Genomic DNA, 24,839 nt, shown 5'->3' with positions numbered 1-24,839 from the left:
AATACTTAACAACCTTTCAATCAAAAAAACTTTTCTCATTCCTAAAACAGCTACATAGTAAGTAGTAAAGATCTTCACATTCCTCAATCAATGAGATAATTTCAGAGAATAAAAAAAATCCCATGAATATAACATTCATGGGACGAAAAATTCTCCGTGGTACCACCCAAATTCTATAAGCTAAAAAAGCTCATAGCACTCTATACGTCTCACCTATTTCAAGGTTTTAACGGCTTTTTTTGATAACGGGAAAAGACACCCGATAAGACTTACTCTTGGTTCAGCCTTACTTCTCAGAGATGATTTTCAGTTAATCCGTGACCATCGACTCTCAGCAAACGTCGACTCTCTGTGAGATATTAAACTAACTTACTCTTTCTCTTCAACGAATTTGATTTCTTGTTGTGATTATCTTAACACCCCCTAGACACAAAGTCAACACAACTTTTACATTTTATCCCATTTAGTTATTAAATTACTAATAACCTACTCTGATTAAAACGTGTCTATAAAAACAATACTTTCTACATGAAATAACTCAAAAGATATTCCTCTACTTAACATAATGACTATTAACCAATACATTCTATCCATTCTTATCCTTTATATGGATTTTTTTTCGTATAGTGAATATCTAGTGTGAAATGTTATAATGTAATCTTACCCTGCGGTCATTAATACCCTGGGTGTTGAATATTAACTATGAGGTGAGATTTATGACTGGTGTTGAACAAATTGTTAAGGATACAACTTTAACATTTGAACAAAAAGTCGTGGCATTAGCACGTTATGCTGAAAATAGTGTTCAAGTCTTAAATATTTCAGAAGAAACACAAGCGTTACGTGATGCGGGAATTATTTGTGATTTATTTGAGGGAAATGTTCCATATCGTCCACGCTATATTCTTCCTAACTATGAGAAATTCATGAAAGAAGGATGCCAATTCTTACAACTAAATCCTCCTAAAAACATTTGGGAAGCAACAAACTACTTATTAATTTTCTATAAGCATGTTCCTTCGATTACAACAATGCCTGTATATATTGGAAACATTGATTACTTATTAGAACCATTCATTACAGATGAAGAAGAGGCTAAATTAGCAATTCGTTTATTCTTCACACAATTAGATCGCACAATTACAGACTCATTCTGTCATGCTAACTTAGGTCCAAAACCGACAAAAGCAGCTAAGATTATTTTAGAAGTGGAACGCGAACTAGAAAACGCCATTCCTAATTTAACGTTAAAATATAATGAAGAAACACCAGACGATTTAGCTATTGAAGCGATTAAAACTGCTTTAGTAACAGCTAAACCAAGTTTCGCTAACCATGCGATGTTCACTGAAGATTTAGGTGATTACGGAATTGCAAGTTGTTATAACGGTCTTCATGTTGGTGGAGGGGCCCACACATTAGTACGTATGCGCCTTTCAAAACTAGCGGAAACAGCAACTGATATCGATGATTTCTTCAACAATAAATTACCTCATGCCATGACTTGTATGGCAAACTATATCAATGAGCGCATTCGATACATCGTTGAAGAAAGTACATTCTTTGAAACAAACTTCTTAGTTAAAGAAGGATTCATTTCAAAAGATCGTTTTACTTCAATGTTTGGATTAGTAGGACTTGCTGAGTGTGTGAATACTTTATTAAAAGCGGAAAAATTAGAAGATAAATTTGGTCATTCACAGATTGCAGATGATTTAGGTGTGCGTATCATGGATGCCATGGAAGACTTCATCAATAACTTTGAAAGTAAACATTGTACTGTGACAAATGAGCGCTTATTATTACATGCTCAAGTTGGAATCGGTGATGACATTAATACAAGCCCAGGTTCTCGTATCCCAATTGGAGAAGAACCAGAGTTGTGGAAACATTTAAAACAAACGGCTCGTTTCCACAAATACTTCCCATCAGGGGTTGGGGATATCTTCCCATTCGAATTAAATGCAGCCAATAATCCTGAATTTATTTTAAATATCATTCAAGGGGCATTTAAAGAAGGAATGCGTTACTTCTCACTTTACTCATCAGATGCAGATGTGATTCGTATTACAGGATACCTTGTTAAACGTAGCGAAATTGCAAAATTAGATCAAGGAATTGCTACACTTCAAGATACCGTTGTGCTTGGACAAGGACAAGTTCGTAATGGAAAAGTGTACGAGCGAAAAGTACGCTAATGAACGGTTATTTAAATAAAATCATTCCTTTCAGTTCTGTTGACGGCCCTGGAAATCGTACCGCCATCTTTTTACAAGGATGTAATTTTGACTGCGTCTACTGCCATAACCCTGAAACCATTAATCATTGTATTAACTGTAGTTTCTGCGTCAGTTTCTGCCCGGTTGAAGCACTATCTGTCAATCGTGAAGAACGACGTGTTCTTTTCAATCCAGCACTTTGTGTTGAGTGCGATGCCTGCACGAAAAAATGTCATCGTAACAGTACTCCTAAATATAAAGTCCAATCAGCCGATGACATCATGAAAGAAATTGAAAACTATCGTCCATTTATTCAAGGGATTACTGTTTCTGGCGGTGAGTGTACACTACAAGCTCCATTTTTAATTGAGCTTTTCACCAAAGCAAAAGAAATTGGATTAACATGCTTCATTGATACCAATGGATCAACGGATTTAAGGGAGCATCCTGAACTAATGGCTTTGACAGATGGGATTATGCTTGATATAAAAGTATGGGATAAAGAAACTCATCGAAAATATATAAAAGCTGATAACGATATGGTCCTTAAAAATTTAGACTACCTTGTGGATTGTGGAAAACTTTATGAAGTTCGTACGGTTATTGTGCCTGAACTCTTTAATAATGAGGAAACCATTCGTGAAGTCTCTAAAAAAATTAGTGGACATAATATTCGTTATAAGCTGATTAAATATCGTCATCTCGGTGTTCGGAAAAATCATTTAAATATGCAAACCCCAACGGATGATGACATGAAAAAATTAGAATCTATCGCTCATAACTTAGGCGTTTTAAATACAATTATTGTTTAACTTAAAACGGAAGTAAGCCTAATTGCTTACTACCGTTTTTTTATCTTTTTAAGAGCTCTTAGTGAAGGCTTTTTATGATGACCTATCTTTTTATAGTAAATTTGTAGTATAATGCTTTAAAAGGTGGTGCTATCATGACAATCCGTATTCAAAAATTAACCTTTTGGTTTTACATTTGGTTCTTCTGCTCATTATCGTATTTATCGAGTTTAGGAATCTCTTTAAATCAACCGAGTATCGTGATTCTAACACAGCTTCTTTTATTCCTGATTTTCTTAGGAATCTCATTAGTTGTACTTTCTAAACGCCAAAAAGAAATTAAAGAGTTAAAAAAAGCTCCTTCATTTCAGGCTCTTTATCGTCGTGAAATAATAACAGCTTGCATTGTTGCATTCAGTAGTGTGATTGATATCTTTTTCTTAACTAATATTTCTAAACTTATTTACTTAATTGCAGTATTTTATCACTTATATTGGTTTATTAAAAATTATTCATTATCAACAACTACCAACAAGTAAAATAAACCTCTATCAACTATCGATAGAGGTTTATTTATTATCCATCAGTCACTCTCAGATTAATTTATTTCGTTTAACGACAAACAAAATTAAAGGTGTGAATTTAAAATAGTTACCTTATTATAAGTCCCCTAGTCATAATCCCCACTTATAATGATAGCCGTTCTAAGTATGTACTGACTTTATGTTACAATTTAATTAAATGTATTGTCACTACTCTTGACTTATATGCCTGTCATTTCCTTATCCCTCAGTGCATATCATTTATATTGGATATATATAAATACTTGAATCTATCATCATGAATCTTTATAAAAGGAAGTGGTATTATGGGGTGGTTTAATGGAAGAACAGCCGCAATCTGCATTATTCTATTTATTGTATTCGCCCTACTATACACAGACTTCTTCGATGACATAAAAAGATGAGACTAAAACTGGTCTCATCTTTTTTACTATTTAATAATATACGTATGATCAAGTGGGCCATTCCCTTGGCCTAAATCTAATCCTTGTTTCAATGCTCCTGTAATATAATCTTTCGCAAATTTAACACTATCTTGTAGTGAACATCCCGCTGCTAAATGGCATGCAATGGCCGATGATAAGGTGCATCCTGTCCCATGTGTATTTTCAGTCAACACACGTTCACTATTGAATCAATACTCTTGTTCATTAGCATAGAGTAAATCATCCGCATCACTCACAGAGTGTCCACCTTTAACTGAAACGCCTCCGTTTAATTGGCCTGAAATAGTTTTTGCTGCATTTATCATGTCTGCTTTTGAAGTGATTTTAAATCCGCATAACACCTCAGCCTCTAAAAGGTTAGGTGTTATAATTGTGGCTAACGGGAGAAGTTGATGAATGAGCACATCCGTGGTATTTAATAAAAATTAATACGATTCGCCTTTTAATGGTTTTGTAAAACAGATAATACGATTCGCTTCTTCAAACCCAACACAACGATGAAAGTTTAGGCTTTCTTCACTAGATAATTCACAGTCACTTGCTAATTCTTCACATCCTTGTTCACGTGCCCATTTTTCACATGCAGCTAATAATTGTTTTGCACCACCTTGTTGACGATAATTCTCAACAACGAAGATTCCTTCTAAGTATCCAACTGGACTACTATGTGTCCCTTCTACATAATCATGTCTTAAATTAACCTGAGCAAAACCAATGGTTTCATTTTTATCAAGTGCTAAAAAGTAGGCTCCTTTATTCTCTTGTATTGTTTCTGAAATTTTTAGTGCCATAGCGTGCATTGAGTGATGGGGCCATAAAACTAACGCTAATCTCGCTACATCTAATACATCATTTAAATTTGCTTGTTTAATGTTCATAAAGTCTCCCTCCTAACCCTTTCAAGACTACTCTCGTTGTGGTCTGTTTTAATATGATTTATACAATTTATCTCTTTAAAATTGTATAAATTATCAATCTTAACCATAAAGTTATACAAATAAAAATCTCATACAGTTTTGTTACTACTAATATTACAATATCTACTTCCTCTATATGTAATCGATTACACACTTAATTAATATAAAAACGCATCCACTAATAACAGTCAATATTATACAATATATATAAAAGTGCTTTCAATCAATATACATAAAGCCATTAAATTATGATATAATGACTTCAGATATGGAGGGGGGATATTTAAAATGTATTGTTTTAAACCAAAAGCGGATTATTCTAGATTAGATTTTATGCTTTATCACTGTGGTAACAATGATTGTGAAAGGAACCAATCATGGGGGCCTGGAATTCGTGATTATTATAGCCTATATTATGTAACAGAGGGGTCAGGCTTTTTAACGATCGATGGACAGGATTATACAATCGTAGAAGGAACTTGCTTTCTAATTCCACCACAAGTTATTGTTAGTTACAGACCAGATTTATTGAATCCATGGTCCTATCATTTTATTGGATTTAATGGTCAAGCCGTGGATGATTACTTAGCACGTATTGGATTATCTGTCTCATCTCCTATTTCAAATTGTGAGAATGGTAAGAAAGTTGAAGCTTGTTTTGAGTACATTCTCGAATCAGTTAACCATCCAAAGAGTGCAGATTTACAAGCTATTAGCGGATTCTATGCTTTAATTGGAACACTCTGTGATCATACTGAACCACAAATCCCTAGAATTCAAACAATCAGTCGCCAAGCTGACTATATTCGTCAAGCTATTGAATATATTGAAACAAATTATTCACGTCAAATTACAGTTGAGGAAATCTCAAATCATGTTGGAATCAACCGAAAGTACTTAACTAAATTATTCAATGAGAAAATGGATAATTCTCCAAAGAATTATCTCATTCAATATCGAATTAATAAAGCTTGTCGTCTATTAAAACAATCAACATTAAGTATTCAAGAAGTTTCGCACTCTGTTGGATATACAGATGCACTTGTATTCTCAAAAATCTTCAAAAAAGTTGTAGGAACTTGCCCACGAGAATACCGTAGTGCGAACTTTACATCTTAACAAAGGAGTCGTTATGGCAAACTTAGATTTTATTTATAAGCGTAAAAGTATTCGTAAATTTAAAAATCAATCCATTCCAAAAGAAGATATCTTAACTTTATTAGATGCAGCTACTCATGCTCCATCACCAAAGAACCAACAGAATTGGCACTTCGTTGTGTTACAAAATCGTGACATTATCAAAAAACTCACTGAAATCGTCTCTGAAAGTCATATTGCTATTGCTGAAATAGCTCGTTCTGAAACAGAAAAAACACACTATATGAAATTATTAAAATACTATACTCTATTTCAACATGCACCTGTTGTTATTATCGTGTACGCTAATGACTATGACATGATTGAGTATGATATTTTAAAAGCAAATGGAGCCAGTGAACAACGCTTAGCTGAAATCATGGCACCTCAATCAGCAGCTCAAGGAATTGGAGCGGCTGTTGAAAACTTCTTATTAGCTGCTACAGAAATGGGATATGGAGCTTGTTACATGACGGGCCCAACACACGCTAAAAATAGAATTGAAACATTAATTAATTTTAACAAGCCTGGTTATCATCTTATGTCTTTAATTGCTTTAGGCGTTCCTGAGGAAAATACGCCCCCTGCACCTAAACGTAAACCACTTGAAGAAGTAGTAACCTTCATTGACTAATAAAAAAAGATGACTTGATGTCATCTTTTTTTGTTAGTATTATTTAAAAATGCTAGCATTTCATTTTATTGTTCTAATACAAAGATAGCAGCTTATAAATCTCTCCTCTGTTCAAAATACATTTCAAATTGAGCATGGTCACCTATGCTATGTAGTGGGTTTACAAACTCATAGCTTTCTTCCGCTGATAGGGAATGGGTCACCTACCATTTTCGAAAAAAATGTATCCTCAATTACTAGGGCTTTAAAGCTTTCGCTATATTAAAAACTTATCTGGAGTTATATAGCTAAATAACCTGATAAAATAAACCGTGTTTTTTACAATAGAAATAAAGCTTCCCATGTTTACGTTTTTGGAATCTAAATTGCATATGCCACTCAGGGTATTGTTTACTCATTAAGATAGTGTCTCCTGTAACAAAAGCGGTGAAGGTAATGTAGTGCTCTTTTGTCATTTCATGATTGGATGTAACGTATAATTCTCCATCGATTTCTTCAATGTTTAGTTCATGTCCAGCTTCTACTTTTTTTGGTACTAATGATTGTAATGTTTTTCCACAGCAAGATAAACTTGCTTCTGCTGTTGCTGTCATTAAATTTCCACACTGTGGACATTCATAAAATTTTAAGTTTCTCATATTTCCTCCTATTTGTTCATTAATTTTCAACTCTCCAGCTAATAGATGATCGACACTGACTCCAAAAATAGTTGCAAGTTCAGGTAATAATGAGACGTCTGGACAGCCTAGTCCTCGTTCCCATTTACTAATCGTTTTATCACTTATATTCATTAATTGGGCCACTTGCTTTTGGGTCATATTTTTTTCTTTTCGTAATTCATAAATCAACACACCAATTTTTTGATAATCCATCATTCTAGCCTCCTTTCAATTCTTATCAAAAACTAAAGCACACCCTATATCATTTTAACAACTTTTATGTCTTATTCAATAAACGCTTCGTAGAGTTAAGGATAATCAAAGAAACTAGCCCAACTGTAAAACTATTTTTTAGTCGGAATCAATGAAATAACCTAATTACTTTTGGCGTCTAGGTTAGGATTAAATATTTTAAAGTCACCTATTCATCCTTTCCCAAGCACTGTTAAATGAAAATGACAAAGCGCAATTTCTAAATCAATATACTAATACACCTTCTGCTTCTAATACAGTTAGCGGTGGATTAAAGTCATGGTTAAACAATAGCTTGGAGAACTCTAATCCCAGTATAAATTTCGATCAATTGATTCAAAATATAATCTCCCCCAATACAGTATTTGATTTCCTTGAAAACTTATCATATATCATACAACCATTCAAAGCTCTAATAAAGTGATCAGACTAATAATTGATTAATTTTAATTCTATCCTCTTTTTATTTACATTTTAATAGTCACATCATATAATAAGAGTATTGAATAGGCGATGGAGTTCGCCATTAACCGCGAAAGCTAATGACTCCTACTCTTTAATTCTTTTTATTGTGTATTAAAGAGTAGGAGTCTTTTTTGTGAGTTATCAGTTAGGAGGTAAAGATATGACACTTATCATTGTATTAATTAGCTTATTGATTATCGGAATATTGGCTCATTATAGTGGGAAACTTATTGAATATATTAAGTTACCCTCTTTAATTGGAATGATGCTTATTGGGATGTTAATTGGTCCATCATTCCTAAACTTAGTACCAGATGCCACACTAACTATTGCACCAACACTAAAAGATATTGCCCTAGTAACCGTGCTATTTATTGGAGGATTAGGGATTAGTGTAGCCCAAATGAAACAAATCGGTCGCCCTGCCATCTTATTAAGTGCTATTCCAGCAACACTCGAAGGGTTTACAATCGCATTAATGGCTATGTTATTTCTTAAATTTAGTTTTATTCAGGGAGCTATTTTAGGATTTATTATTGCAGCTGTAAGTCCAGCTGTTTTAATTCCATCAATGATTGATCTAATTAATCGTAAAGTTGGTCAGGATAAAGCTATTCCTCAAATGCTTCTCGTTGGCGCAAGTGCAGACGATACCATTGCTATTACTTTGTTCACTACTTTTTTAGGTATTTATATGCAAACAACAAGTGGTGAAGCTATTTCTATTCCCATGCAACTGTTAATGATTCCATTAACTATCATCATCAGTGTAGCAGTTGGATTTATCGTATATAAGCTTTCAAAACCAATCATTGAAAAGATTTCTTCATCGATTGGGAAAGTCATCGTCGCGTTTGGATTGTGTTTATTGATGCGAGCCATAGAAAAATATTTTCATCTTGAAATCTTTAATTCATTATTAACTGTCATGATTTATGGGTTCTTTATTCGTAACTATGTTGTGGATAGTTCCCAAATGATTCTTAATCAAATGAATCGTATTTGGAAAACTGGTAAACTTTATTTATTTGCCTTTGTAGGAATGGCAATTAATCCAACATTAGTTGGAGAGTTTTTCTTGATTGGATGTGGAATTCTAGCTATCTCATTAAGTGTACGCTCAATTGGTGTGTTAATCTCATTAATCGGGACTAACTTATCATTTAAAGAACGTATCTTTTGTGTCATTGCTTACCTCCCTAAAGCAACGGTTCAATCCGCCAAAGCTGCCATTCCAATGCAAATGGGAGTTGCTGGTGGAGAAATTATGCAGGCTATCGCTATTTTAAGTGTGTTAATTACTGCCCCAATTGGTGCCATTGGAATTAAATTAACAAGTGACCGTTTACTTCAAACAGAAAATTAAAAAGGGTTAACGATTTATCATCGTTAACCCTTTTTCTTATTTATTTTATAAAAAGATTCCTAAAATAGCGCCTGTTAATAAAGTTGAAATTGTTCCACAAATTAATGCTTTAATTCCTAGTGTTGCAACCTCACCTTTACGTTCAGGTGCTAGTGACGCAAATGCACCGACTTGAATTCCAATAACTGAGAAGTTCGCGAAGTTACACAATACGACCGATAAGATTGCAATCGTTCGAGGGGATAACACGTTTATAACATCAACCATTTCTCCATAAGCAACAAATTCATTTATACTTAGCTTCGTTCCAATTAATGAAGCAAAAGTAAATGCCTCGTCTGGTGGAATATGAAATAAGTAAGCAACTGGTAAAAAGACGTAACCGAATAATGTTGATAGACTTACCCCAAATAATCCTAAAAAGGCATTCACGATGGCAATAAGTCCAACAAAGGCAATTAAACTTGCACCAACATTAAGAGCTAATCCAAGTCCATTACTCGTTCCTTCTGAAATAGCCTCAAACAATGTTTCAGCTTCAGAACCAACAATTTCAGCATTTGCTGTTTTTGACGTTTCTGTTTCAGGCAACATCATTTTTGAAATCATTAATGTACTAAATGGAACAGTAAAGACTGCGATTAATAAATATTTGATATCAATTCCCATCATACTATATCCACCTAAAATACTCGCTGAGGCGGAACCAAAACCACCGACCATGACAGCAAATAGTTCTGATTTTGTTAACTTCGGTAAATAAGGTTTAATGACTAATGGCGCCTCTGTTCCACCTAAAAAACTATTAGCTACTGCACAAAAAGTTTCAACTTCTGTAGTCTTCATTAAACGTGCAATAAACTTCCCAACATATTTCACTAAAAATGGGATGATTTTTAAAAAGTATAATACTGAAATTAATGCTGACGTAAAAACGATAAGCGATAAAACATTAATAGCAAACACATATCCTTCAGCAATTCCTCCAAAGACAAAGTCCACACCTTCCATTCCCATTTGAATAAGGTTATTCACACTAAGAGCTAATTTCTCTAATAAAAACTGGCCGACTGGTATTTTGATCACAAAGAAAATTAAAATTACTTGTAATAAAAATCCCATCACAACTGTTTGTAAATTAATTTTCTTCCTATCTGTGGATAAAATAAATGCTAATACTAATAAACAAATAACTGCAATTAAACTAAAGATGCTATTCATGCTGCACGCTACTTTCTATTAACGGTTGCGAATCTCGTTTAATTTTTCTTCAATCATTGATAAAACTTTTTTCTTATCTTCTTCATTATTAACATAATCAATTTCATCAATATTGATGACAAGTACTTCGCTAGCATCGTAATGTTGCTCAATCCAGTTGTCGTATCCTTTCCATAACTCATAGTAATAAGATACTAATCCTTCATCTAATTCATATTCACGTCCACGTTTTTTGATACGTTCAATAATTGTTTCAAAGCTTCCTGATAAATAAATCATTAAGTCTGGCGCTTTTTTGGGTAATCCTTTTAATTCCTCCATCATGTTGTCTAAAAGGGATTCATATAAACTAAATTCTAATTCTGAAATACGACCTAGTTCTTTATTAACTTTAGCAAAATACCAATCTTCATAAATACTACGATCTAGTACATTATTATCATGAACTAAAGCTTCTTTAATACTTTTAAAACGGGTATTTAAAAACCATAATTGTAATAAAAACGGATAACGTTTCGCTTGGATTTCCTCTTCTGATGCTGTATAAAATAACGGTAAAATTGGATTATCATCCACACTCTCATAAAATACTTCTGAATTAAAATGCTCTGCAACAAGTTCTGCTAAACTTGTTTTCCCAGCTCCAATCATAGCTCCAATTGTAATCAACATTCTTCACCCTTACCTTTCATAAACTTACTTAAAAATACAATAGTTTTTTTGAGATAGCAACTCTTAGATAACGCCCCTCAAAAAATAGCACGGTTTAAATCATAGCACAAAAAAACAACAAAATCACACATAATATTCTGTCCAAATTTCACCATAATTTTTTATCCACAAGTTATTTTTTGACAAAAAAATCATCTTCCCTTTCGCAAAGAAAACGATTACAAACCGCGTTTTTCAATCTCCTATTTTGTCAAGAAAAAATTAAAATTTACTCTTTTTTAAACGACCAATTTAAAATAAAATTTTATTTATCCACAAGCAAAAAAATTAAATAAAGCTGTGTTTCATCGACAATTTTATAGATAGATGATTTGTTAAAATTCATGTTATTCAATAACTATTAATGGAAAGGGAGAACATGATTATGTATCAACTATTAAAAACTCTTAGATTTATTAGTATTATCGGTAGCATTACTAATATTTTTCTCTTATTATTGAATCTGTCGATTATTCTTATCTTTAATTCACTCGAACATATTTTAGCTCTTTCTTGGAAAAGCTTTTTTATTATTACAATGATAACTTTAATATCTTCTATCCTAGGATACTTCTTACACGGACAAAAAATAAAGATAAAGAAAAGAGTCCATAATGAATAACCCAGTTGCCTAAAAACTTAATTAAATAATACATAGCCTCTCTTGTATGACGTCTGCTTCTTGTTGTATTCCAGTATTTAAAAAAGTTGTATTCATAAATTCTCTCCTAAATAGATAATAAACACCCCTTGGATACATTTGACTAATTGTTAAATAATTTTATTTTTTCTATTAAGATTATAAAAAGCTCCTAGAGATTATCTTTTAGGAGCTTTTACGTTAATTCTTATAAATACCTTTTAAAGTGGCTTGATCTAAAATATGCCCATCCATTTGATGATACAACTCGTTATAGTTGAATCCTTGTTTTAAATCAAGCATTGTGTCTAACGCATAGACATGAATTTCATAAACATGAGGTGCATCTGGTGGCGCCATTCCACCGTAATAACTACAGGCTTCTACTGGGGTACCGTCACTTATCCAGCTATTAACACCTTGAATAAAATCAGTCGCACTTTGGCTTTCATTTTCTTGAAGTTGTGTTTTTGTAATATTGGCAGCTGTCCAATGAATCCATGAGAAACCGCAGACTGGAAAGGCATCCTTATCTTCTAAAACTAATGCATACGAAACGGTATTAGCCGGTGCATCTTCAATTTTTAAAGGTAACGAAACAGTCGGCATCTCATACTCATTCATTGGTCCACGTTTCCCGTAACGATCATGAATGACACCATTAACAATACCTTGACTACTTAACTTCATTAAATCATCTCCTTTCAACACTGTCTTTATTATACCTAACGCTGAATTAAATTAATACTTCATCGTAAAAAAAGTCACTCAGGAAGAGTGACTTAATTAGTCTTTAAGAATCCAAACTTTTTCATAAACTTGACCAAATTCAATGTCACAAATAAAGCCATTACGGTCACATAAATAAAGTTTATTTGTAATTGGATCTTTTTTTAATTGACCTGAAAGAAAAACCATCTCATCATAACACTCGACTTGAAGTTTTTCCCCTAATTTTACACGTTCAATAAATTCACGAGTAAAATAGTCATGAATGTGTAACTCATCATTATTCACAACAAATAAAACATCATTAAACATTAAACAACACCTCTGCTATTGTCAAAAATATTTCTTTATAAAACAAGTTATCATTTCTTCTTCACCTGAAATTAAAACTTGGTATTACCTAATTCATAACTATAACACATAGTAAAATACAAATTAAGCAATATGCTAAGCAAATAGATTTCATGAAAAAAGCTAAGTCAGTTTTTTACTGACTTAGCTTTTTGTTTAAAGGAATGAAAAAACTCTCTACTACAGGTACTTAAGTTTATAATTATAATATTTACCTCAACAGAATCACTCAAAGATTTTATTTAAGGTATTCTCTTTCTTTAACGTATATTTTCTCCTATTCCCCCCATTAAGAAATTCTTAAGATTTTCTTCATAATTTTGTTACGTATTTCTTAATATTTACACTTTATACTGAGTTTAGGATTTAATTGTGAGAATTAAAAAGGAGGATCTTCATGCTAGAGCTGAAAAATGTAACGAAGCGTTATGGAAGAAAAGTTGTACTTGATGACGTTTCAATAGAGTTTAAAAAGGGATATATTACTTGTTTACTTGGTTTAAATGGGGTTGGAAAAAGTACAACAATGAAATCAATTATGAGATTAATTCCAATTAATAAAGGTGAAATTTTAGTTGATGGAGAGAAAATTACTCAAAAAAATATTAATAAAATAGCATACGTGCCTGATATTCCAATTCATGATCTAGGATGGACAGTTCCACAAAACTTAGAGTTTGCTAAAGTCTTTTATCCAGGATTTGATACCGAAAAAGCTGAACGTATGATTCAATTGTTTAAAGTCCCAACAGATAAAAAACTAAAGGAATTATCTAAAGGAAATTTAGCCCGTTTTAATATTATTGTAGGAATGTGTCAAAAAGCACCTTATATTTTATTAGATGAGCCATTTAGTGGAATCGACGTTTTTACACGTCAATCATTCATTAGTATGTTAAAGTCTGAATTTTTAGATGAAGGTCAAACCGTCGTAATTACTACTCATGAAATCGATGAAGTTCAAGATATAGCAGACTATGTTGTTTTATTAGAAGAAGGTCAAGTCTTTGCTAATTTCTCTAAGGCTGATGCACAAGCTGAAGGGTTAACTATCGTTGAAAAAATGAGAACTTTATATTGTGAGGTGTAATAATGAAATTTCTAACATTAATCGAAATTGAAATTAAAAAAATCCTACCTTGGTTGGGCACTTTATTTATCGGACTAACAGCTTTATCAACTGGAATGTTCTATCGCTCGATTGGTAATTACAAAAATGAGATGCTACCTGAAATCATGAGTAGCTCAGTTTCAGAATATGTACAAGCTAATGGAAAGCTAAGCTTAGTTCAAATTTTTGATAGTACAGCTTTCTTGCCCTTATCCTATATTTTTGCTGCTATCCTTTTAGTTTGTGTTGCCTTCTACTTATGGTATAAAGAATGGTTTGGAGCATCTAAACGTATTTATATGCTTCTTTCTTTAAAAGGACAACGTTTCTCAATTTTCTTATCTAAGTTAGTCATTATCCTATTGTCTGTTTTTTGTTTTTATGGGGTAATCTTGATTAACTTAGGTATTGGCGCTTTGTTGATGAATGCTTTACTGCTTGATGGAACGGTAGCTAATCAATTAATGACAACGATGTTACAAAAATCTTATTTTATTGGGATGATATTACCACTCTCTATCAGTGATTTTATCTATAAGATAGCGTTTATTATCTTAATGTTTAGTCTCATTTCAGTTTTTGTCTTATGCGATCGTTCAAAAAAAATCTTTGGATTAATTGCTGGGGCTATTTTTGGCATCGCTAATATCGCCTTGTTTATTTATACAAAAACATTGTATTTATATATCGATGAGCGATTTTTTGTTGATTATGGATTTGTCTTTGGAATGAGTACCGTTAGTATTTTAATTTGCGCATGGCTTTTAAATAAAAAAGTTTCAATTTAGGTGAGGTGAAAATATGAAGTTATATCATATTATTGGATTAAGTACAGCTAGTTTATTATCATTAGGTGCTCTAGGATTGATGGCACAAACTGAAGCGACACCATATAATACAGATTTCCGTTTAGAAACATTAAGTGGGAATGTTACAGCATTAAATGGAATTCAATTAGAAAATATTACAAAAACAGGACCTAATCAGTTTTCTAAAGTCATTATTACAGGAGAGAATGCTTCATTGACACCAACTAAATATGATACGTTTCATGGAGTCGGAGAAGATGTATTAGAAAATCGAGAATTATACCGTCACTTAACATGGCCGGAAACATTAGAAAATGATAATTATTTGATAACGGCCAACTTTAATTACTCTTACCTCTATACGAATACTGAGCCTGTTCTTCGAATTCGTTCAAAAAACAAGGACACAGGACAAATTAATATCCAAGAAGTTTCACTAGATCAGCTGCTATACGGTGAAAATATCATGACTGAATTTCTAACTGAGAATAACGGAAAATACTACTACATTGCGAAGGTTTATGATCAACGTGGGAATAAAAATGACCGTATTCTCACTTATGAAATTGATCCAACCACATTAAAATTAAGCCTAAAGTATGAAGAAGAACTTTCTGAATGGTCGTCAATGTATGTTCACAATGGCGTGATTTATAGAAATCCTAATGAATCAAATCATTTAATGATAACAACACTCGAGACTAACGAAACAAAAACTTATAAAATGAACGGAGTTGATGAATACGTCTATATTGAAAATATTACTACAGTGAATAATGAACTATTTTTCCTAATTGATTCAGTTATTATGAAAGCATCTTTTAATGATGACAATCAGGAAATCAATTTAACTCCAACTCAAACACCAAGCTTTATTGAATCATCAACAAATGAATTTGAATCAATATATCCACAGAGTCTCACTGAAAATAATGATTTAGTTTATACAATGTATGAATCATACAATACTAATTCAAGTACACAGTACTTATCAGTGCTAGATCCTTCAACCGATAAAATTATTTATGAAGGAAAAATCATGATTCGTCCTGATCAAGGGTTAGTTAATAATTATCAATTAAAAACTGTAAATCAAGACTAATCAATCTCCTTCCCCCCCCTTTAACATAATCATAATAAAAACACGACTTCTATGTCGTGTTTTTATGTTATAACATATGAAAAAAAAGCCATCACAACACAAAAGGTGTCTAGATGGCTTCTTTTCCCGGGTTCTCATATCTTATTTATTAAAGACGTTTTGGGTATCTTTTACTTTAAAATACCATTATATATGTAATGATATTTTAGTACTTATGGGAGTTTCGTTCAAAAATAATCTAAAATTGGGTAGTCTTTCAGATTATTTATACTAAGTAAGAAATAATATGAGTTGGGAGCTCTTATTCCCTACCTATTGTGCTTAACATACCCTATTAAAATTAGGAATGATAATAGAATCTTGTACTGTATAATTGATATAAATACCTGATCCATGTTCACAATGTTAGAATCAATTAGAGAAAATAAAACGGCTACTTTATAGCCGATTATCTTATCATATAGTGTATTGATTCTATTAAAATTATAATACATTTTGCATCATATTGTCAATTAATGCCGAAAATAAATAAAGTTATCTTATCAGTAACCAATCATTTAATTATACGTTGCTAAATACTGTAGCTTATTGATTAAAGATAAAAGAATTATTGAATGTGTATAATTACATAAAAAAAACAAGTCTGATTTTATATTATGACCATTGAAAAAACAAAACATAGATTACCCCCCTGTCGTAAATACGTTGCATTAATTAATGAATCACTTTCTAAAAAATTTCAAAACTTATCTATTGGATGACATGTCTGCTGAGGAAATTTTCATTCTTCATAATTCTCATCAGGTAATTATGATTCTGCAGCAAAGATTTATTCCCTGAAACTACAATTGATGCCTTCTTCTTAGAATATCATAACAATCATAAGGGTGATTTTATTTCACTACATCAAAAATCAAGTTGTTATTATTGGTTTAATTACTTGCAATTGCGCTAAATTAGAAGATGAAAACGCAATCATATCGAAGTAATAGCCAATAGGTTACTATTCATTAATTATGTTTAAAAACAACAATTTTTTTCGAATTTATAAATAATTTGTCGGATTCGGTAGAAACTATTACTGGTTATTAGTTAACCAAACATCTAACTAGAGTTCCTCCTTTTATCTGATTTCACGCTCCTATTCAAAAAGTCCATGCTAATTAATTATTAGTGTGGACTTTTAGTCTATCAAGAAACAAAAAAGTTTTTCACATGATTCACTTCAAACTAAAAGTATAAAAACATTGATATCAAAATATCTTATAGTTCAGTGCTGTACCTACCATTTCCAACGGAAATGTATCTTCTACTGATAAAGATTGGGTCACCTAGGGATTTCTGAAAGAAATCTATTCCTCCTCTACTAGGGCTTAGTTTTTACGATATGAAAAAAATTAATAGGACCTATATATACCGTGCTAAATGTATTATATCAAAATGACACATCCCCTTTTCTTTTTATCATGCCCCAAAAAATAAAAACAAAAAACCAATGCCAAATTGACATTGGTTTTGTATTGCACTTAATTAAAGAAAGCTACTCATAAATTCATTAACTAACATGTGTTTTAGATTTCGCATTATCTTTATACACAGCAGTTTTAGTTAATGCACTACAGCGTTTCCTATGTAATTCATTAAGACTGTGTAACTGAGCAGGTGCTAATTTCATAACACTCGCCTCCTTTAAGATTAAGTTACACACTTAATATTCCAGAAGTTCATTTATTTTATGCACTTATTTAAGCAGCTGATTTAAGGTCGTAATTAAACTTTCAATAGTGACATTATCAACTCCTTGGAAGCTACGTAATGCACGTAGAGGTATTTCTTTAACCATCTCTAACTGAGCTTCTTTATCTACATTTTCCTCTCCCATATCTCCGAGTAAATCATAAATAACTGGTCTTAGCTTAGGGTGTGAAATTAACTCATTAAACGTTGTATTCCATGTCACTTTAAATGGTAATTCTATCGTACTTGTCACAGTGATCGTCTCTTCTAATTTAATATCTCTTGAAGACTTAGCAATCAAAATACGATATTGTCCTGTTGGTACATACCAGTCTGAAATTCCCGTATGATAATAAGCAAAATCACGTTTTGTTAAAGTAAATGAAATAGTTTGGGTTTCACCTGGTTGTAAGGCTACTTTTTCAAATTGTCTCAACTCTTTTACTGGGCGAATGGCTGTTTCTGTTAAATCTTGTACATATAATTGAACAACCTCTTTACCAAAGACTTTTCCTGTATTCGTGATATCGACACTTACTATTAATGATTCATCATCACGAATATGATCTTGATTAACCACTAAATGACTGTATTCAAATGTGGTATAGCTGCATCCGTGACCAAATGGAAATAGAACTGGTATTTCCTTTGTATCATAATAGCGATAACCAACAAATACTTTTTCATCATAGTAAATTTTATTATCAACGACTTTATATGAAAGATATGATGGGTTGTCTTCTAAGCGAATTGGGAACGTTTCAGCTAGTTTTCCAGATGGATTCACAACACCAAATAATAAATCCACAGTTGCCTCTCCAACGGCTTGTCCTCCAAGATACATCTCTAAAATCGCAGGCACTTCATCTACCCACGGCATCTCTACTGGCGATCCATTGTGTAAGACGACAACCGTGTTCGGTTGAACGGCTGCCACTTGTTTAATCAACTCATTTTGACAGTTTGGTAACTTCATATGAGTTCGGTCATAAAACTCTGACTCTGATGAATCTGGTAATCCTGCGAAAATAACAGCCACTTCACTCGACTTTGCAAGCTCGATAGCTTCATTTAATAAATCTTCTCTTGTCTCATCAACATCAGTCACAAAACCTTGAGCAAAATGAATATGATCCATTCCCTCTACAGCATCAAGCGCACTACTTACTTTAAAAGCATTAATATGTGAGCTTCCCCCTCCTTGATAACGAGGTTCTTTAGCAAAGGCACCAATAAATGCAATCTTAGTATCAGTCGCTTTAAGTGGTAATACATCATCATTCTTCAATAAGACGGCACTCTCTGTTGCAATATGGCGCGCTAATCGATGATGTTCTTCTTTATCAAAAATGACTGGTTTTCGATTATCCACAAATTCAAAAATCTTACGTAAAATACGTTCAACACTTTTATTTAATACTTCTTCACTTAATGTTCCATCTTTAACAGCTTGCAATAATAATTGATCATTTGTTCCGTTGCTACCCGGCATTTCTAGATCCATTCCTGCTTTTAATCCCTTTACTCGATTATTAACTGCTCCCCAATCACTCATGACATAACCATCAAAGCCCCATTCATTTCTTAAAATATCGGTTAATAAATAATGAGATTCAGATGTAAATTCCCCATTCAAACGATTATATGAGGTCATTACAGTCCAGGGCCTTGCTGATTTTACCGCTCGTTCAAATCCGGGTAAGTAGATTTCCCGTAATGTTCGTTCATCAACCTCTGCACTTGCTGTCATTCGATAACTCTCTTGATTATTACAAGCAAAATGTTTAAGGCTTGTCCCAACATGTTGACTTTGAACACCTGTAATATGAGATGCTGCCATCTCCCCTGTTAAATAAGGATCCTCTGAAAAGTATTCAAAATTTCGTCCACATAAAGGAGAACGCTTAATATTAATCGCCGGTCCTAAAAGAACAGCTACATTTTCTGCCTGACATTCTTCTCCTAAGGCACATCCTAATGTTTTTAATAAATTTCGATCAAATGAACAAGCAGTGGTTGCTCCTGTTGGAAAACAAACCGCTTTAATACTATTGTTGATATCTGAAAAATCTGCTTCGTCCGATTGTTTTCTTAATCCATGTGGTCCATCACTCACCATGACAGTTGGAATACCGAGATGTTCAACTGATTTTAATCGCCAAAAATCTGCTCCTGAGCACATCCCCACTTTCTCTTCAAGCGTCATCTGACTAATGATTGTTTTAATAAATCTCATTCTTAATCTCCCCCCTATTACAAAACATTATATTCAGTAGTTAATTAACTTATTTACACGAATAAAATAAAATTTGCATACACAATTTAACCAACTTTTAACTTTAGAAATGCTATGCTGAATACAACAAATCACTGAAGGGATTTTAATGAAAATGAACAGAAAAAACACAGACTTAAATGAAAGTTTATTAGATTCAAATATGAATAATAAACAAGCAGAATCAACGATTAAAAAAAGCTTTCATGAAGAAAAAAAATGAAATAAATGAGTCAGAAACTAAAAATGGTGCTTAATTTAGTCCAACTAAGAAATTAACTCTAATGGATCCGAATACTAAAATTCTAAATCTGTGATTGAGCTATTTATATTAACTTTTTATCAGGAACCTATTCTAGTATTGAGACCATACTATATTTAAAAATTAATAGACAATATAATTTTCTTTACTATAATCTCAAAAAATGCCATACTTTTAAGTAACAAAACTTAAAGGAGTGAGATGATGCAACGCATTCAGATTAAAGATACAGAACTTTCATTATGCCCTATTGGATTCGGAACAGCTAATGCAGGTGTAGCCTGGGATCATGAAGATGCATTTAAATTGTTAGATCTCTACGTAAGTCTTGGAGGAAATGTTATTGATACGGCAAGAATTTATAATGATTGGGTTGAAGGAGAAATCGGTCGTTCAGAGCGAGTGATTGGAGATTGGATTCAGTATCGAGGTGGACATGACGATTTAGTCATCATTACAAAAGGTGGACACCCAGCTCTTAATACGATGCATGAAAGTCGATTAAGTAAAGAAAACATGAGAGCTGACTTAGAAAAAAGCTTAACTGCTCTTCGCATTGATTGTATTGATATTTACTTCTATCATCGTGATGACTTGAATCGCCCCGTTTCAGAATTGATTGAGACAATGGAAGATTTCGTACGTGAAGGAAAAATTAAATACTATGGATGCTCAAACTGGACAACAGCGCGTATGAAAGAAGCAATGGCTTATTGCAAAGAAAAAGGATATCGTGGATTTGTTGCAAACCAAGCCTTATATAATATTGCATCAAGCCAAATGAAACCCTATCCAGATGAGACCATGGTAACCATGGATGAAGAAATGTTAAAATTCCATCAAGAGTCAAACATACTAGCCATGCCTTATTTTAGTTTATGTAGTGGATTCTTTACGAAATTAGCAGCCGGGGTTGATGTAACAACTAGTCCTTACTATACAGAGGAAAATATAAAATTAGCTGAACACTTACAGGTGTTAACATCGAAATACAAGGCGAGCTTAACACAGGTTATTATGGGACTCTTCTTTGTCCAAGATATGCCGATGTGTGCTTTAGCTGGAGCGAGCCGCGAAGATCAATTGATTGATTTCATGGAAACTCTAAACAAACAATTTAACTCAAAAGATTTTCAATAATTCCTAGAGGGGATGAGAGGATGAGAACCTTTTATATTAAACAAAAGATTTTTACACTAAGAGATCGTTATTATGTTTATGACGGGCACAAACAACCGGTCTATGAGGTAACGGGAAAATTTTTCTCGATTGGGGATGAATTAACGATCAGCGACTTAAATGGAAATCCATTATTTCGTATCAAACAACGCGTCATGTCTTTCTTTGGGGCATATGACGTATATCAAAATGACATTCTTTGTGCGACCATTAAACGCCGTGCAACCTTCTTCAGACCCAAGCTTGATGTTGAAAGTAATTATGGTAAGTTCGAAATTCATGGGGACTTTTGGGATTATGATTTCTCGATCACGAAAGATGGTCATACGATGGGAACTATCGAAAAAGAATGGTTCGCATTCAGTGATAGCTATAAATTAACAGTGGCTCATGGAGAAAATGAGACCTTCTTCATTGCGATGGTCATTGCAATTGACAACTGTCTTCATAACGAGAAAAATAACAACTAATTAAGAATAAGAATAAATAAGATGGATAACATAATAATTGGCTACATGTTTCAATATGCTAAGTAATTCTACTTTTTAGCCTTCTTTCTACTTCCTAAATCCTAAAAAAATCCACGAGTCCTTCAATCGTGGATTTTTATTATGTGACTTATCTTTAGTTAATCCAGTTAGAAAAATCATTAGATGAAATAATTGTAAAATAAAATGGAAAATATTATAATAATAAATGAAGCATACTCATTTAAGAAGGGATGAAAAAGAATGCAAACAATATGCGTAACGTTAAACAATGGGATTAAAATGCCAATCTTGGGATTTGGTACTTTCAAAGTTGAAGATGCTCAACAAACAATTGATGCTGTTAAATGTGCTTTAGAATTAGGATATCGTCATATTGATACGGCTACTATCTATCAAAATGAAGAAGGCGTTGGACAAGCCATTAAAGAAAGTGGTATCCCTCGCGAAGAAATCTTTCTTACAAGTAAAGTTTGGAATAGCGATCAAGGATATGAATCAACATTGAAGGCATTTGAAACATCTTTAAAAAAATTACAAACTGATTACTTAGACTTATACTTAATTCATTGGCCAAAAGCATTAAATCATGAAACATGGCGAGCATTAGAAGAGCTTTACAATCAAGGTCGCATCCGTGCAATTGGAGTTTCAAACTTCAAAGAACATCACTTAGATAACTTATTAGAAGTGGCTACCGTTTTACCGGCGGTCAATCAAGTTGAGTATCATCCTCGTATGATGCAAACTTCTTTAGCAAAATACTGTAAAGAAAGGGGCATCCAACTTGAAGCTTGGGGACCATTAATGCAAGGAAAAGTCTTTGAACTTGATTTATTAAACGATTTAGCACAAAAATATAATAAAACAATAGCTCAAATTGTTTTGCGCTGGGATATCCAAAACGGAATCGTGACCATTCCAAAGTCAGTACATCCTGACCGTATTAAAGGAAATGCTGAAATCTTTGATTTTGAAATCTCACCCGAAGATATGGAGTTAATCAATTCACTAAATAAGGAGGAACGCATTGGTCCAGACCCTGACCATATTACATTCTAATTTTTAGTCTATAATCCAAAAAGATTGCATATAATGTATTGTACTATTTGTACATATCACTATTTTTTAATATAAAATCTCCTTTTTAAAATTTTTACTTTTGGGAATTTCCTTTATCTTTCAAGCCAAGAAGAGTTTTTCTTCTTGGTTTTTTAGTTTCAACATATAGATGTATCATGCAAATTTTTATCATGAAAATTAGATAAAATAACTTACTATTCACACAATATAAGTATGTAGAAGGAAACAAAACTAATAGTGATAAGATATAGGAACCCGACAATACTCTAACTCATTTCTAAAAAATTATTACTTTAATCATGGCTCAACACCAAAATTGGTTCTTGACACTTAATTCATCTATAAAAAATCGTTCATTACATTCCAACAAGATTCTATTCTCATAGATCGTTCGATTCGGAAGAAAATAACTTCTTCGAATTAATGTTTTAATTTTATTATTTCGTCCTTCTACTGAACCATTTGTGTAACGACACTTATGGTGATTAGAAATTTCTTCTGTCCAATTTTCAAAAGGTTTAAGTGCTTCAGTTAATTCAGGAATATTTAGGGCTTTAGCTCGAGCAATCCATTGAATTAAACGTCTATAAGAATTTGTTTCATCACTTAATTCATACCAATTAATCAGTGATTCTTTAATGGCATACACTTCCGTCAGTTCTTTTGAATAGCTTAGAAGTTTTCCTAATTTTCGTTCTTCTTTCTCGCTCAAAGAATCATATCGTTTACCGATAAGGTTTTTATTTCGTTTCAAATATTTACGACTTTCCGGTGTTAGCGATAAACTAATCCGTCTTCTCACAGCCTGTAAGGCATCTGTTAGATAACGATTCACATGAAATCGGTCAGCAATTCGGATAGCATCAGGAAAAACTTCAGCAACAAACTTGTGATAAGAACGTGCTAAATCCATCACAACAGCGTAGGGTTTCAACTCTTTGAGTTGCTTCACTAAGCCTTGATTTTGAATTAACGTTTGATAAGTTCTTCCCATGACTAATGTTAACAGGTTACCATTTCTTAGGTCATGAAATCCTGTATTATAAGTATGACCTTTTCGAATCGCAAAATCATCAATGCCTAATATGAGCCGAGTTGATCCTTGAGCAGCAGCGATCACTTTTCTTTGAATAGACGGAATTAAATGAGCAAGATGTTGCTTAATGAAGCGTTCACCAGTTGAGTAAGGGACCTTAAACGTATCTGTTAATTGTTTAACAGTGGTACCGACTAACGGTTTAGAAAGTTCACGTTTATAATCGTTTGTATAGCGAGTTTTCCCTGTCAAAAATGCATATTGATAGGTAAAAGAAACTTCACACTGTTTACAGAAAAGACGCTTCATCGGAATCAATAAAATGGTTTCACGATTGAAACAACGTAAATGTCTAACTTGACGTAGTTTTTGACGGCTACCTTTACAAATAACAAATGCTTGAGTATGGCAACAAGGACAAGGTTGTTTACTCTTTGTTGGACACAGGCTTAAAACTAAAACATTATCTTCAGAAATATGATAGTTACTGACTGTAACATCTTGTAATTGAATTAAATCATTGATATGATGTAAGTGCATCTAAAATCTCCTAACTTTGGTTTGGTCGCACTTACTAAAGTACAAGATTTTAGATGTTGTTTTTATAGGTAAATATAAGCATTTATTTAGTCAAGCACCATTTCTGGTGAAGACTC

At 32.8% G+C, this 24,839-nt stretch carries 20 protein-coding genes, 1 pseudogene, 1 riboswitch and 1 other annotated feature; of the genes and pseudogenes, 12 read left to right on the top strand and 9 right to left on the bottom strand.

Annotation, left to right across the window (positions count from 1 at the left end; translation table 11 throughout):
• Positions 1 to 135: 135 nt before the first annotated feature.
• Positions 136 to 395, bottom strand: a binding site (T-box leader).
• 321 nt (positions 396 to 716) lie between these two features.
• The 3 genes from NEH74_RS10890 (at position 717) to NEH74_RS10880 (ending at position 3,549) form a co-directional block, all read left to right on the top strand.
• Complete coding sequence (locus tag NEH74_RS10890; RefSeq protein WP_055305300.1) at positions 717 to 2,198, top strand: YjjI family glycine radical enzyme; 1,482 nt, start codon at positions 717 to 719, stop codon at positions 2,196 to 2,198.
• Entirely contained in the window at positions 2,198 to 3,031 is an 834-nt protein-coding gene (locus tag NEH74_RS10885; protein WP_055305299.1) for a YjjW family glycine radical enzyme activase, read from the top strand. The genes NEH74_RS10890 and NEH74_RS10885 overlap by 1 nt, the downstream gene beginning before the upstream one ends.
• 134 nt (positions 3,032 to 3,165) lie before the next feature.
• Positions 3,166 to 3,549 (top strand): hypothetical protein, encoded by a 384-nt coding sequence (locus NEH74_RS10880; protein WP_055305298.1) that lies wholly within the window; start codon positions 3,166 to 3,168, stop codon positions 3,547 to 3,549.
• Positions 3,550 to 4,003: 454 nt separating this feature from the next.
• On the opposite strand, the pseudogene NEH74_RS10875 reads toward NEH74_RS10880, so the two are convergent.
• Positions 4,004 to 4,423: pseudogene (locus NEH74_RS10875) on the bottom strand (bifunctional hydroxymethylpyrimidine kinase/phosphomethylpyrimidine kinase).
• A gap of 21 nt (positions 4,424 to 4,444) precedes the next feature.
• Positions 4,445 to 4,897, bottom strand: coding sequence for an aminoglycoside 6'-N-acetyltransferase (aac(6'), locus tag NEH74_RS10870; RefSeq protein ID WP_055245245.1), 453 nt, complete (start codon positions 4,895 to 4,897; stop codon positions 4,445 to 4,447).
• A gap of 327 nt (positions 4,898 to 5,224) precedes the next feature.
• Here aac(6') and NEH74_RS10865 point away from each other — a divergent pair, with 327 nt between their 5' ends.
• On the top strand, positions 5,225 to 6,055 hold the full coding sequence (locus NEH74_RS10865; protein ID WP_055305297.1) for an AraC family transcriptional regulator: 831 nt from the start codon (positions 5,225 to 5,227) through the stop codon (positions 6,053 to 6,055).
• A gap of 13 nt (positions 6,056 to 6,068) precedes the next feature.
• Entirely contained in the window at positions 6,069 to 6,707 is a 639-nt protein-coding gene (locus tag NEH74_RS10860) for a nitroreductase family protein (RefSeq protein WP_055277512.1), read from the top strand.
• 287 nt (positions 6,708 to 6,994) lie between these two features.
• On the opposite strand, the gene NEH74_RS10855 is transcribed toward NEH74_RS10860, so the two are convergent.
• The gene (locus NEH74_RS10855) at positions 6,995 to 7,579 is read right to left on the bottom strand and encodes a helix-turn-helix domain-containing protein (RefSeq protein WP_055245189.1); all 585 of its coding nucleotides are present in this window, start codon (positions 7,577 to 7,579) and stop codon (positions 6,995 to 6,997) included.
• 539 nt (positions 7,580 to 8,118) lie between these two features.
• Positions 8,119 to 8,177: riboswitch (Fluoride riboswitch) on the top strand.
• A gap of 39 nt (positions 8,178 to 8,216) precedes the next feature.
• On the opposite strand from NEH74_RS10855, the gene NEH74_RS10850 reads away from it, so the two are divergent.
• On the top strand, positions 8,217 to 9,449 hold the full coding sequence (locus NEH74_RS10850) for a cation:proton antiporter (protein ID WP_237297020.1): 1,233 nt from the start codon (positions 8,217 to 8,219) through the stop codon (positions 9,447 to 9,449).
• A gap of 45 nt (positions 9,450 to 9,494) precedes the next feature.
• Here the strand turns inward: NEH74_RS10850 and NEH74_RS10845 are convergent, their stop codons facing one another.
• The 4 genes from NEH74_RS10845 to NEH74_RS10830 form a co-directional block, all read right to left on the bottom strand.
• A complete protein-coding gene (locus NEH74_RS10845; protein WP_055305296.1) occupies positions 9,495 to 10,670 on the bottom strand; it encodes a NupC/NupG family nucleoside CNT transporter in 1,176 nt (391 codons plus the stop codon).
• Between the two features lie 18 nt (positions 10,671 to 10,688).
• Positions 10,689 to 11,339 carry a deoxynucleoside kinase gene (locus NEH74_RS10840; protein ID WP_237252655.1) on the bottom strand — a complete coding sequence of 217 codons (651 nt, stop codon included), beginning with the start codon at positions 11,337 to 11,339 and terminating at the stop codon, positions 10,689 to 10,691.
• 883 nt (positions 11,340 to 12,222) lie between these two features.
• The gene (locus NEH74_RS10835; RefSeq protein WP_055305294.1) at positions 12,223 to 12,711 is read right to left on the bottom strand and encodes a YbhB/YbcL family Raf kinase inhibitor-like protein; all 489 of its coding nucleotides are present in this window, start codon (positions 12,709 to 12,711) and stop codon (positions 12,223 to 12,225) included.
• A 96-nt stretch (positions 12,712 to 12,807) separates the two neighbouring features.
• Positions 12,808 to 13,062, bottom strand: a complete 255-nt coding sequence (locus NEH74_RS10830) for a hypothetical protein (RefSeq protein WP_055277502.1) — start codon at positions 13,060 to 13,062, stop codon at positions 12,808 to 12,810.
• Positions 13,063 to 13,498: 436 nt separating this feature from the next.
• Here NEH74_RS10830 and NEH74_RS10825 point away from each other — a divergent pair, with 436 nt between their 5' ends.
• The 3 genes from NEH74_RS10825 to NEH74_RS10815 are packed head-to-tail and all read left to right on the top strand — an operon-like array spanning position 13,499 to position 16,123.
• Complete coding sequence (locus NEH74_RS10825; protein ID WP_055245238.1) at positions 13,499 to 14,191, top strand: ABC transporter ATP-binding protein; 693 nt, start codon at positions 13,499 to 13,501, stop codon at positions 14,189 to 14,191.
• A 2-nt stretch (positions 14,192 to 14,193) separates the two neighbouring features.
• A complete protein-coding gene (locus NEH74_RS10820; protein ID WP_055277500.1) occupies positions 14,194 to 15,000 on the top strand; it encodes a hypothetical protein in 807 nt (268 codons plus the stop codon).
• 13 nt (positions 15,001 to 15,013) lie between these two features.
• Positions 15,014 to 16,123: a hypothetical protein gene (locus NEH74_RS10815; RefSeq protein WP_055305293.1), complete on the top strand. Its 1,110-nt coding sequence runs from the start codon at positions 15,014 to 15,016 to the stop codon at positions 16,121 to 16,123.
• Positions 16,124 to 17,864: 1,741 nt separating this feature from the next.
• Here NEH74_RS10815 and NEH74_RS10810 read toward each other — a convergent pair.
• A complete protein-coding gene (locus NEH74_RS10810) occupies positions 17,865 to 20,096 on the bottom strand; it encodes a glycoside hydrolase family 3 C-terminal domain-containing protein (protein WP_055305292.1) in 2,232 nt (743 codons plus the stop codon).
• Between the two features lie 505 nt (positions 20,097 to 20,601).
• Between NEH74_RS10810 and NEH74_RS10805 the strand changes: the two genes are divergently transcribed.
• From NEH74_RS10805 to NEH74_RS10795, 3 genes are all read left to right on the top strand, one after another.
• Positions 20,602 to 21,537, top strand: coding sequence for an aldo/keto reductase (locus NEH74_RS10805; RefSeq protein ID WP_238581276.1), 936 nt, complete (start codon positions 20,602 to 20,604; stop codon positions 21,535 to 21,537).
• Positions 21,538 to 21,557: 20 nt separating this feature from the next.
• Positions 21,558 to 22,046 (top strand): LURP-one-related/scramblase family protein, encoded by a 489-nt coding sequence (locus NEH74_RS10800; RefSeq protein WP_055244207.1) that lies wholly within the window; start codon positions 21,558 to 21,560, stop codon positions 22,044 to 22,046.
• Between the two features lie 261 nt (positions 22,047 to 22,307).
• Positions 22,308 to 23,126 carry an aldo/keto reductase gene (locus tag NEH74_RS10795; RefSeq protein ID WP_055305290.1) on the top strand — a complete coding sequence of 273 codons (819 nt, stop codon included), beginning with the start codon at positions 22,308 to 22,310 and terminating at the stop codon, positions 23,124 to 23,126.
• A 325-nt stretch (positions 23,127 to 23,451) separates the two neighbouring features.
• Here NEH74_RS10795 and NEH74_RS10790 read toward each other — a convergent pair whose 3' ends face one another.
• Positions 23,452 to 24,723, bottom strand: a complete 1,272-nt coding sequence (locus NEH74_RS10790; RefSeq protein WP_262941393.1) for an ISL3 family transposase — start codon at positions 24,721 to 24,723, stop codon at positions 23,452 to 23,454.
• Positions 24,724 to 24,839: the final 116 nt, after the last annotated feature.

Source organism: Turicibacter sp. GALT-G1 (assembly GCF_025594995.1).
Lineage (GTDB): Bacteria > Bacillota_I > Bacilli_A > MOL361 > Turicibacteraceae > Turicibacter > Turicibacter bilis.
The sequence above is the reverse complement of the archived record's forward strand: the minus strand, read 5'-3'. Positions and strand labels throughout refer to the sequence as shown.